This window comes from Flavobacterium sp. B167r (assembly GCF_056824315.1).
In genome coordinates this window covers 4,037,154-4,049,633 of sequence record NZ_CP124859.1, presented here as the reverse complement: position 1 = coordinate 4,049,633, position 12,480 = coordinate 4,037,154, and the positions used below count along the sequence as shown (strand labels likewise).

Genomic DNA, 12,480 nt, shown 5'->3' with positions numbered 1-12,480 from the left:
CATGCTTTATCATTTTTTTAAAAAGGTCTTTGTACTTATTGCTTTAATTATTGGATTTTCGTGTTATTCACAAGATTTAAAACTTCAATACGATAAACCCGCTGTCGAATGGACAGAAGCGCTTCCTATTGGAAATGGAACTTTGGGCGCAATGGTTTTTGGAAGAGTTGATTCTGAGTTAATTCAGTTAAATGAAGCTACTTTGTGGAGTGGCGGACCTGTACAGAAAAATGTAAATCCCGATGCTTTTAAAAACCTGGCATTAATTAGAGAAGCGCTTACGAAAGAAGATTTTGAGAAAGCGTATAATTTGACTAAAAACATGCAGGGGCCTTATAGCGAAAGCTTTATGCCTTTAGGAGATTTGATTTTAAATCAGGATTTTAAAGGACAAAAACCGGATTCTTACAACAGAAGTCTTGATATTCAAACAGGATTAGCGGTGACTAATTTTAAAGTTGACGGCGTAAATTATAAAAGAGAAATCTTTGCTTCTGCTCCAGCACAGTGTATTGTAATTAAACTTTCAGCAGATCAGGCAAAGAAACTTTCTATCACGATTGATGCAGGAAGTCTTTTACGAAATGAAAAATTAATACAAAACCAATCTTTGGTTTTAAAAGGAAAAGCGCCTTCACACTCAGATCCTAATTATATTGATTATAACAAAGAACCAGTTGTTTATGAAGATCCAACGGGTTGTAGAGGAATGCGTTTCGAATTAATTATAAAACCAGTTGTAAAAGATGGGGAAATAAGTTTTGACGGAAATAAAATGGTGATTAAAAATGCAAGTGAGATTTTACTTTTCGTTTCAGGAGCAACCAGTTTCAACGGATTTGATAAATGCCCAGACAGTCAGGGAAAAGACGAGCATAAGTTTGCTGAAGTTCCGATTAAAAAAGCTGTTTCTAAAAAGTATGATGTTTTATTAAAAGAACACATTGCCGATTTTCAAAAATTCTTCAATCGAGTTTCATTACAATTAAATGAAACAGAAGCGAAGAAAAATAATCTTCCAACTGATATTCGATTAGAACAATATGCAAAAGGAGAAAAAGATGCTGGATTGGAAGCTTTATTTTTTCAATACGGTCGTTATCTTCTAATTTCTTCTTCGCGTACGCACAATACCCCAGCAAACTTACAAGGAATTTGGAACAATAAACTTCGTGCGCCTTGGAGCAGTAATTACACCACAAATATTAATTTACAGATGAATTACTGGCCAGTTGAATCGGGAAGTTTATCTGAATTGTTTTTTCCGCTTGACGAATACATAAAAAATGCATCTGTAACTGGAGCCGAAACTGCCAAAAGTTATTATCACGCAAAAGGTTGGGTTTTGCATCATAATTCAGATATTTGGGCAATGACCAATCCTGTTGGCGATTTCGGAAAAGGTGATCCAATGTGGGCAAACTGGTATATGGGAGCCAACTGGTTAAGCAGGCATTTATGGGAACATTATCTCTATACAGGCGACAAAGAATATTTGAAAAAAGTGTATCCAATTATAAAAGGTGCTGCCGAATTTAGTTTAGAATGGTTGCAAAAAGATAAGAGCGGGTATTTGGTAACCATGCCTTCGACTTCACCTGAAAACAAATATTTTTATGATGGAAAAAAAGGAGGAGTTGTTACAACAGCTTCAACAATGGATCTTGGTATTATAAAAGATGTATTTGAAAACACAAGCGAAGCTTCTAAAATACTCAATATCGATTCTGAATTTAGACAAACAGTTGATAAAGCAGCGGGTGAATTATTGCCTTTTCAAATTGGAAGCAAAGGACAATTGCAAGAATGGTACAAAGATTTTGAAGATGAAGATCCGCATCACAGGCACACTTCGCATCTTTATGCGTTACATCCAGCCAATTTAATTTCTCCATTGAAAACTCCTGAGCTTGCAGCGGCGGCAAAGAAAACTTTAGAATTGCGCGGCGATGACGGAACGGGCTGGAGTCTAGCTTGGAAAGTAAACATGTGGGCAAGACTTTTAGACGGAAATCATGCTTACAGATTATTCAAAAATCAATTGCGATTGACGAAAGATAATGATCCGAAATACAGCAGGCATGGAGGATGTTATCCGAATTTATTTGATGCGCATCCGCCTTTTCAGATTGATGGAAATTTCGCAGGAACAGCAGGAGTAATAGAGATGCTGATGCAAAGTCAGAATAAAGAAATTCAATTGCTTCCCGCTCTTCCAGACGCGTGGACAGATGGAGAAATAAAAGGAATTACGGCAAAAGGCAATTTTACTGTAGACATAAAATGGACTGAAGGTAAAATGAGCCAAACAAAAATTGTCTCTAATATTGGTGGTAAATGTACTGTAAGATCAGCAGAGCCTTTTATAATTGAAAAGCTGAATATTAAAAGCGAGAAATCTTCTATTGGATATACTGCTGTTTTTGATACTAAAAAAGGACTTTCTTACACGATTAAACCATTAAAATAAAATTTAAAAATTAATTAAAACGAAATATAGTGTTTACAACTAAAATTATATTGCCCGTACTTCTTTTCTCCTGCTTTTCAGCTATCAGTCAAATTTCATTTGGAGATTCAAATAAAATCAATGATGACTGGAAATTTAATCTCCAGGATGTTGCCGATGCTAAAAATATTTCATTTGATGACAGCAAATGGAAGCAGGTAAATGTCCCACATGATTGGAGTATAAAAGGACAATTGAGTCCGACTTTGGCAAGCAGCCAAGGGTATCTGCCTGGCGGAATTGCGTGGTATAGAAAATCTTTAACTATTCCGAAAAGCAAATCGGGTGAAAAAGTATATCTGTATTTTGAAGGAGTTTACAACAGAAGTGAAGTTTTTATCAACGGACATTCGTTAGGAAAACGTCCAAATGGTTATATTTCTTTCGCTTATGATGCAACTCCATTCGTGAAATATGGCGGAGAAAATACTATTTCTGTTCGTGTAGACCATAGTAAAAGTGCCGATTCAAGATGGTATAGCGGTTCGGGAATTTACAGAGATGTTTGGATTGTGTATGCAAATCCAGTTCATATTGCACAATGGGGCGTTTACGCGTATCCTGAAGTAAAAAATGGAAACGGAATTTTGAATGTAGAAGTTGATGTAGAAAACGGTTCTTCAGCAAAAACAACTTTAACGGTTTTAAATGAATTAATTTCGAAAGATGGAAAATCGATAGCCAAAACTTCTTCTAAAGTTGAGATTCCTTCCAATCAAAAAGGAAAAATTTCGACAAAAATCAATGTCAAAAATCCTAAATTATGGGATTTAGATAATCCGAATTTATATGAATTGAAAACTACTGTTTTACAAGACGGAAAAGAAATCGATAAGACAGTAACGAAAACGGGCTTTAGAAGTTTCACATTCGACGCAAATAATGGTTTTGCTCTAAACGGGAAATGGATGAAAATGAAAGGTGTTTGTCTGCATCACGATGCTGGAGTTTTAGGCTCGGCCGTTCCAAGAGAAGTTTGGAAAACGAGATTGGAAACGCTTAAAGAAATTGGAGTAAATGCTATTCGTACAAGTCATAACCCGCAAGCGCCTGAATTTTATGAACTTTGTGATGAATTAGGTTTATTGGTTCTGAATGAAGCGTATGACGAATGGGAGTTTCCGAAACGTAAATGGTTAGAAGGTTGGAATTACGGAACACCAGGCTACGAAGGTTCATTTGATATTTTTGCTGATTGGGCAGAAAAAGATTTGGAAGATTTTGTACGCAGAGATAGAAATCATCTTTCTGTTTTTGCGTGGAGTATTGGTAATGAAGTCGATTATCCAAATGATCCGTATTCGCATCCTGTTCTAGATAAAGGAAAAGATGGTTTCGGACAAGCAACTTATGGAGGTTATAAAAAAGATGCGCCAGATGCCATGCGTCTGGGAGCGATTGCAAAAAGATTGGTTGCTGCAGTTAAAAAATACGATAAATCGCGCCCAACAACTGCTGGTTTGGCAGGTGTCGCAATGTCTAACGAAACGGAATATCCTGGCAGTTTAGACATTACAGGATACAATTACACAGAAAGCAAATACCAGTCAGATCACGAAAAATATCCAAACAGAGTGATTTATGGAAGTGAAAACGGTCATGATACGAAAGCTTGGCTGGAAGTAAAAAATAACAAACATATTTTTGGGCAATTTCTTTGGACAGGAATCGATTATTTAGGAGAATCAGGAAGATGGCCTTCGAGAGGATTTTATTCTGGATTAGTTGATTTTGCTGGGGTTATCAAACCTCGAGGGTATTTCCGCCAGTCATTATGGTCAGATAAACCGATGGCTTATTTGGGAACTTATCCGTTAACGAATGAAAAAGATATTTCTAAAGATGCTTGGTCAATTTGGAATTACGAAGAAGGTCAAAAAATCCGTGTAGTTTGTTACACGAATGCTGCAAAAGCACGTTTGGAATTAAACGGAAATGTAGTCGGACAAACGAAAGTTTATGATGAACAAACAGGAATTATATATTGGGATATTCCCTTTGCTTCAGGTAAATTGGAGGTTATCGGTTTAGATGCTACAGATAAACAAGTAAGCCGTTATGCAATTCATACAACACAACAGCCTGTAGAATTAACTATTGACAATAAAAATATTTCGATTAGCAAAGACAAAGGTGTTGCTAAAATCATGGTTCAAGTAAAAGATCAGAATGGACTTCCAGTAATGCTTTCAGATAATGAAGTTACTTGCACAATAAGCGGACCCGGAGTACTATTAGGACTTGAAGCAGGGAACAACAGTGACATGACCGATTATACCGATAACGTGCAGCGAGTTTTCCATGGACATATTGCAGCTTACATTCAAGCCAGCGGAGATAAGGCAGAGCCTATAAAAGTTAAATTCACAAGTCAGTGGTTAAAACCTGTTGATATTACTATTAATGTAAAATAATTAAATCTATCATGACATTTTAGTGATATAACAACTCCTATTACAGATTTCTAAAGAACGATTGATCTATTTTTGGACAAACTGAAAAGAGTATAAATTATTAAGTATTGAGTATTACGAGAGGCGACCAACAAGTCGTCTCTTGTGTTTTTGGACTTTTATGTAATTTTCGCAATGTAAATGCATAAAGAATGGATTCCAATCTAACGGAAATTAGCGTTACAGATTTAAGAAAGATTTTTTATAGAATGATTTTGACTGGTGAAAGGTGAGTCTGTTGGAGTATTGGAAAAAGCATATTTGAAGAAATTAATATAAAAAGGGGGATGGAACGAAACTGTTTCATCTCTATTTTACACTGTAATTATAATATTTTCCTGCTGTAGCATAATCAGCGTAAAGTTTGAAGCGCTTAACAATAGCACAATTGGAAAGCAAGTTTTGAATGAAATTTTAATTTTATAGAAAACCGTGCGGAAATCTGATGATCCGCACGGTTTGATTTGTCTGATGAATGGAAAACTAAAAGAGTACTTTTCTGCTTATGATGCTGCCATCTTCTAAAGTGGCTTGAACAAGAAGAACCTGAGAATGTGCTTGTATACCAGCGATCTCAATATGGTATGTGCCGTCATTTTGGCTACTGAACAGCAGCTTTCCGTTAATGTCAAAAACTGCAGCATTCCTTAAAGAAACCTTTTCAGAATTAATGCTTATGACTCTATCTTTCACTGAGACATAAAAATTTGGCTGATTATTTTTTGGAACATTCACTCCCAACTTGCCTTCCGGAGCATAGCGCAATACAAAGCGGTTATTGAAAATGCCAGTATTGGTGTAGAAGGTATAAGGCCCAGTTTTCAGATTGTGCATCGTTCCTGTCTCTTTATCCTGAAGATAGATGTCCTTTTTAGCCATATCGCCGTCAGCATGGTCAATGGAAATGGTAAGATTTCCAACTATGGCAGATCTGTACCCCAGTGGTACTGTGTCTGAAGGATCAAAAGGAAGTCCTCGGGCTTGAATTACTAGTTTTTTGTCTTCGTTAATACTGTAAAAATCTGCATATCTATTGGCATCCAGAGATACAGCGTCATAATTGAAATCAAATCCATTGGTAGCTCCAGCCATGTACCCGAGCAGGAGCTGTTTGAAAAGACCTTCTTCATTGGTCAGATTGAGCCATACGCGGTGCTTTTCCGTTTCCAACGGTCCCACAGATGCTGAGGGGCTAGCCTCAAAGGGCATTAAGTTGCCGTGCCCAATAGCGGCAAGGTGTGGCAACGGATTCGAATTTAATGATACTGCATACTGCGCAGTTATAAAAAGTAGGGCTGATAAGAAAAGTTTTTTCATGATTTGATAATTTAAAAATTTAAAAAAGGCATTGGCCGTGACTATTTCCTAAATTTTAAATAACAGCATAGAATATCAGGACACTATAGAGTGTCTGGCATTTAGTAAAACCATAAAATAAATTACGTAATTTTTTTCCTCTTTCTGCTATTTAAGATTTAAATTTCTCTGAAAGTCATAATACGCAAAAAAAAAGATGCTTGATAGCTGCAGTCTATACAAAGCTTAAAAAGCTAATGGGCTTTTTAAGGCATTACATCGATGTTTTTTGCTTTTAGACGATCAAATACAATATTAAGTTATGAATTTTATTATAAAATAAACAAAATTAAATGTGTTTTTAACACAAAAATTTAAGTGGGAGGAAGTGGAAATAGTTAGTTAGAATGTTATGTTTTTTCTTTTTCTGATAAATTAAGATCTAAGTGGGCTTTAAAAGTTTTCGTTATATTGCCGTAAGACATCAGGATCTGAACTAATAGCTAGGGAGATGGTTGGATAGAGCTGCATCTATGTGTTATTTGATTGATCTTAAATACCAATTTTGAAACGATAATTTTAAAACAGTGTTTTATTCTTACTTTTTGCAGTACTTTAAGGGATTTGATGATAATTGTTTGGTAAAATTAATGTTTTGTTGATATTAAATATATATTTGCGAAATAAAGAACGATAAAGATTAGCTTAGAGCAAGGAAATATTAAAATTGATGAAGCATATTACAAAGAACTCTTTTATTCTTTGTATCCACGCCTTGTGAGCTACAGTTTCAATTTTGTAAAAGATACTTTTTTAGCAGAGGAAGTTGTAGAAAACGTCATGCTGCAGCTTTGGGAAAATCGTGTTAAATTTGAAAAGATAATCGACGTTAAATCATATCTATATAAAATGGTTCGAAATGGTTCTCTTTTAATTTTAAAAAAAGAACCAAAAACCGTCGAACTGGATCACAAATTTTCTGATGAAACAGTTGAGTTTGATTTTAATATTCTGGAAGAAGAATTGTATTCGACTTTAATTGAAGCTTTGAATTCGTTGCCAGAAAAATGTAAAGAGGTTTTTGAACTTTCTTGCTTAGAAGGAATGAAGTATAAAGATATTGCCGAAAAACTTAATATTTCTATCAATACAGTAAAGTCTCAGCGTGCTCGCGCCATCGAATTATTGAAGGAAAAACTCAAGAATCACTCCGAACTTTTATTTATTTTGCTTTTTCTTTAAAAAAAATCAAAAATCTTTCCACCCTTTTTTGATATTCTGTACTCTTAGTTATATAACATTTAGTTAAAGTGTTAATAACCGATACTTAATATCAAAAAATATGTCTTTAGGAAAGAAAGAAATCACAATCGCTGCTCTTATTAGAAAGGAACTTCTTGTGGGAGAATTATCGATTGAAGAAAACGCTCTTTTGCAGGAATGGCTTTCTGTACCCGAAAATCAAGAATATTATCAGAAAGTTATTGATTTGGAAACTTTGAAGTCTAAAGAGAGATTTTATAATACTTTCAATACAGATTTGGCTTTTGAAAGAATTAAAGAAAAAATAGGTTTTATTGAAACGCCTGTAATTTCCATTTTTAATTATAAGAAAATAGGTAAATATGCTGCTATCTTAGTTTTTTTAGCTGGAATTTCTTCGGTATTCTTTTATATAAATAAAGGTAAAAAAGAGGGAGAAGCAAAAAAGCAAGAGGTGGTTGTAAAAAGCATTAAGCCAAAATATAATCATCCGACTTTAGTTTTAGCAGACGGGACAGAAGTTTCTTTAGAACCTAAAAAAGAAAAAATCGTTTCTAAAAATGGTGTAATATCAAATGTAAATCATGTTTTGGTTTATGATGCAAAAGCACTGAATGGAAAAGTTTCAACAGGTGATAATACTTTAATTGTTCCTGTGGGCGGAATTTATGCTGTAAATCTTTCAGACGGCACCAAAGTTTGGCTTAACTCAAAATCTACTTTAAAATATCCTGTTGAGTTTAGCGGCGCTTCGCGTAATGTAACCTTAGAAGGAGAAGCTTATTTTGAAGTAAGCAAAAATGCTCATAGTCCGTTTACGGTAAAAACGAAATCTGGAAGCGTAACAGTTTTAGGAACGCATTTCAATATAAGTGCTTACACCGAAGATCATAATTTTGAAACTACTCTGGCTGAAGGAAAAGTAAAAGTTTCAGAAGAAAGCCAAACTGTTGTTTTAAATCCAGGACAGCAAGCTCGTTCTAAAAATTCAGGTTTAAAAGTCGTAGATGTAGATGCTTCTGTTTATACCGCTTGGAAAGACGGCAAGTTTTATTTTGAGAATGAAAACCTGAAAGACATCTTAATTAAAATGGCGAGATGGTACAACTTTAATGTGAAGTTCGAACAAAAAGCATTAGAGCAAATCAAATTTACCGGAATCGTTTTAAAAGATGAACCAATTGATCGTTTTCTGGATATTATTAGTAAAACATCGAATGTGAAATATAAAATAACCAAAGTAAACCAAACGTATGAAGTAACCGTAAGTAACTAAAAAAGAAAACCGGAAAATGTTTGCACCATTTCCCGGCTAGTATTTGTTCAAGTCGAAAAAAGAGTTCGAATTCTATTAACCAACCAAAACATTTAAAAGTATGAAAAAAATCCTATCCGCAAAAGATTGTGGGGTAAAATCCGCGCTTTGGGATAAATTTCTTGACATTATGAAGAAATCCCTAATATTAACCATATTTCTTTTCAACATAGTTGCTTTTGCCTATTCCCAAAAAGTAAGCATTAATGCTAGAAACCAGTCAGTATCATCTGTATTGAAAACCATTACAAGAAAAACAAATGTTGCGTTTTTCTACAGTGATGATATTTTTGATGCACAGCGAAAAGTAGATATTTCAGTTAATAATACTGATATAATGACCGTTATCAAAGAAATAATTGGAGATAATTATAAAGCAGAATTTGTAAATAACAAATTGATTGTTATTGCATTAAATACAAAAGTAAAACCTGTAACTTCTTCTGTTTTAGAAGAAAAAGTAAAAATTAAAGGAGTTATAACGAATGCTAAAAAAGAATTTTTAATTGGTGCATCGATCTGGGTAAAAGGAACAAAAGTATCGACGTATACCAATTTTGATGGATCTTATGAAATTTTAGCTCAAAAAGGAGATGTCCTTGTTATTGAGTACATGGGTTACAAAAAACTCGAAATTACAGTAGGCGATAATCTGATTATTAATCCTATTTTATTGGAAGATGTAAACAAACTAGACGAGGTTAAAATCATTTCAACAGGTTATCAAAACATTGATAAAGAACGTTCTACTGGATCTTTTGTTACACTTACCGCAAAAGACCTAGAAAAAGTTCCTGTTAATAACGTATTACACCGACTAGAAGGTCAGGTGGCTGGTCTTCAGTTAGACGTATTAGATTCTGACAATACTTTTGTGTACGGAAGAAAATTTGGCGCGGGAGCTGAAAAAACAGCTTATAATATTGCGATTAGAGGAAAATCTACAATAGATTCAAATGATATGCCTTTGATTGTACTTGACGGTACACCTACAGAATTAGACATCAGAACGATTAATCCAAATGATATAGAAAAAATTACTTTCTTAAAAGATGCGGCAGCAGCTTCTATTTACGGTGCAAGAGCAGCAAATGGTGTAATGGTAATTAATACCAAAAAAGGAAAATCGGGACAAACGAGAATTAATTTTTCTCAAAATTATGGTTTCTCTAATAAACCTTCGCTATCAAAATTACCATTAATGAATTCTTCTCAGGTTTTAAATTTAGAGCAGGAATTTGTAGATAAAAATTTAGTTACAGATCCAACGAGTGTAACGTACATGTTAACTTCTCCTGTAAGTCAAGGAATGGATTTAATGTTTCAGTACAAACGAGGCGAAATAACAGAAGCTCAGAAAAATGCTGGATTAGATGTTTTACGTAACCGTAATACTTATGGTCAGGCAGAGAAATATTTGTTGCAAGCTTCAACAACTCAAAATTATGATTTGTCTTTTAGTGGAGCAGAGAATAATTATTCATATTTCATGTCAGGATCCTATTCTAAAGAAGAAACGCAGGCAAAGGGAAGCAGCGGACAACGTTTGACTTTATTGTCTAATCAGGATTTTAAGCTTTTTAATTATGTAAAAATGACGACAAGCTTAAGAGGTTCTATCTTCAAATACAATGAAAATGGCTTGGGACTTTCGCCATTAGGAACTTCATTGAATACCTTATTGCCTTACGATCAAATTGTGGGAGATGATGGGAAATCCGTTGATTATTACCGTCATTATTACAGCGGACAAACTATTCCGTTGGAACAAGCGGGATATTTGCCATGGACTTACAACTATATAGATGAATTAGCTAACAGGGATAATCCAGTAAATGAGCAAAATTTTGGTGCGACCATTTCTGCTACACTTCCATTATTAAAAGGTTTAGATGCTGTTGGGACTTATTCTATAGAAACTTCAACTTCATCAAATGATAATATGTACAACGAAAATACATATTTTGCCCGCGACATGATCAATTCGGCAACATCAATAAATAGTAACGGCGATTTAGTAAACGCAATTCCGTTAGGAGAAATTTTTCAAAGTAATAGATTTGGAAAAACTAGTTCTACAATGCGAGGACAACTAAATTATGATGGTATTATTGGCGAAGATCATTTGATTAACGCTATGGGAGGTATTGAAGCAAGAGAAACAGGAGAAACCATAGATTCGAGAGTACTTTATGGGTATAAGTCACAAACTCAGACTTCTATAAGTCTTCCATCACAAAATTATGTTGACGTAAACGGATATAATTATACTTTTCCTAATGGTGATACACATAAAGATGCAACAAGAAGATTTTTATCTTATTATGCTAATGCAGGTTATACTTTCAAAAATAGATATACACTTACAGGAAGTGCACGTTTAGATGATTATAATAATTTTGGAGTAAGTAAAAAATTAAGAAGAACTCCATTATGGTCTACAGGAGCAAAATGGAACATTAAAGATGAATCTTTCCTAAAAGACGTAAATTTTGTTAATAGTTTGAGTTTAAGAGCCAGTTATGGTTTTAATGGAAATATCAATTTAGATGTTTTTCCTTTTACAAACATTAGTTTAAGTGAGTCAGACATTTTTTCGCAACAACCTTATGCTTTTATTACGCAGCCAGCAAACCCTAATTTGCGTTGGGAAAAAACCGCAATTTTAAATTTTGGTGTTGATTTCTCTATCCTAAACAGCAGATTAAATGGTTCTGTAGAATATTACAAAAAAGATAGTAAAGATTTAATTGTAGAGTTTCCTGTTTCGCCATTTTACGGAACATCAAACAATTCGTTGATTCAAAATGCAGCAACTTTAGCAGGACACGGAATCGATTTAAGTTTAAACGGAATAATACTTAAAGCAAAAGATTTTTCATGGAATTCTGCTCTTGTAGTTTCTTTTAATAAAACAGATGTTACAGATTCACGTTTTCAAAATTTCAGTCAATATCTAAACGGTTCAGGAACAACTCCGCCAGTTGAAGGTTATCCTTTGAACAGCATATTTGCTTTTAGATCAGCAGGATTAGATGCAACAGGTAGAACTCAGGTATATGACAAAGAGGGTAATATTGTAAATTCTTTTACTTCTTTAAAAGATATTGAAGACATGAAATATATGGGAACAAATATCCCTTCATATTATGGAAGTATCAGTCAGACCTTCAATTACAAAAAATTCTCTTTGTATGTTTTAGCAACTTATAAGTTTGATTACGTAATGTTTAAACCTACTTACGGAGGTTACGTAAATAGACAAGGTAGATTTAGTCAATATGATTTAAATACTGATATCGATCAAAGATGGAGAAATCCGGGAGACGAAGCTACGACTTCCGTACCAGGAATTCAGGGATCAACAGGATTAAGTTATGTAAGATATATTAATGGAGATGATCGAATTATCGATGGAGATCACATTCGCTTTAGAGAACTTTCTCTAAAATACGATATGACAAGTCTGATTGATAGAGGAATTGTGAGAGGAGCTTCGGTAACTTTTACGGCCAGAAATCTTGGTTTCTTTTGGAGAAAAAATAAAGACGGTCTAGATCCTGACTTTTTACCTTACACAGGAGCTAATATGAAACTGCCTGCAATGGCGATTTATTCAATTGGTTTTAATGTTAATTTTTAAT

General features: G+C 34.2%; 6 protein-coding genes. 5 read left to right on the top strand and 1 reads right to left on the bottom strand.

Translation table 11 applies throughout. The annotated features are described in order from the left end of the window. The first annotated feature begins 1 nt into the window (after nucleotide 1). On the top strand, nucleotides 2–2,470 hold the full coding sequence (locus tag QLQ96_RS18115) for a glycoside hydrolase family 95 protein (protein ID WP_482492287.1): 2,469 nt from the start codon (nucleotides 2–4) through the stop codon (nucleotides 2,468–2,470). A gap of 29 nt (nucleotides 2,471–2,499) precedes the next feature. Continuing rightward, a complete protein-coding gene (locus tag QLQ96_RS18110; RefSeq protein ID WP_482492285.1) occupies nucleotides 2,500–4,923 on the top strand; it encodes a glycoside hydrolase family 2 TIM barrel-domain containing protein in 2,424 nt (807 codons plus the stop codon). Nucleotides 4,924–5,445: 522 nt separating this feature from the next. Here the strand turns inward: QLQ96_RS18110 and QLQ96_RS18105 are convergent. Then, nucleotides 5,446–6,279 (bottom strand): T9SS sorting signal type C domain-containing protein, encoded by an 834-nt coding sequence (locus QLQ96_RS18105; protein WP_482492284.1) that lies wholly within the window; start codon nucleotides 6,277–6,279, stop codon nucleotides 5,446–5,448. A 672-nt stretch (nucleotides 6,280–6,951) separates the two neighbouring features. Here QLQ96_RS18105 and QLQ96_RS18100 point away from each other — a divergent pair. From QLQ96_RS18100 to QLQ96_RS18090, 3 genes are all read left to right on the top strand, one after another. After that, entirely contained in the window at nucleotides 6,952–7,500 is a 549-nt protein-coding gene (locus QLQ96_RS18100; RefSeq protein ID WP_482496979.1) for an RNA polymerase sigma factor, read from the top strand. Nucleotides 7,501–7,600: 100 nt separating this feature from the next. Next, complete coding sequence (locus QLQ96_RS18095) at nucleotides 7,601–8,797, top strand: FecR family protein (RefSeq protein WP_482492282.1); 1,197 nt, start codon at nucleotides 7,601–7,603, stop codon at nucleotides 8,795–8,797. A gap of 100 nt (nucleotides 8,798–8,897) precedes the next feature. Continuing rightward, entirely contained in the window at nucleotides 8,898–12,479 is a 3,582-nt protein-coding gene (locus QLQ96_RS18090) for a SusC/RagA family TonB-linked outer membrane protein (RefSeq protein ID WP_482492281.1), read from the top strand. The last annotated feature ends 1 nt before the right edge of the window (nucleotide 12,480 follow it).

Coding starts and splice junctions, on each gene's coding strand:
- QLQ96_RS18115 (WP_482492287.1), top strand. CDS start 2: ATGCTTTATCATTTTTTTAAAAAGGTCTTTGTACTTATTGCTTTAATT.
- QLQ96_RS18105 (WP_482492284.1), bottom strand. CDS start 6,279: ATGAAAAAACTTTTCTTATCAGCCCTACTTTTTATAACTGCGCAGTAT.
- QLQ96_RS18095 (WP_482492282.1), top strand. CDS start 7,601: ATGTCTTTAGGAAAGAAAGAAATCACAATCGCTGCTCTTATTAGAAAG.
- QLQ96_RS18090 (WP_482492281.1), top strand. CDS start 8,898: ATGAAAAAAATCCTATCCGCAAAAGATTGTGGGGTAAAATCCGCGCTT.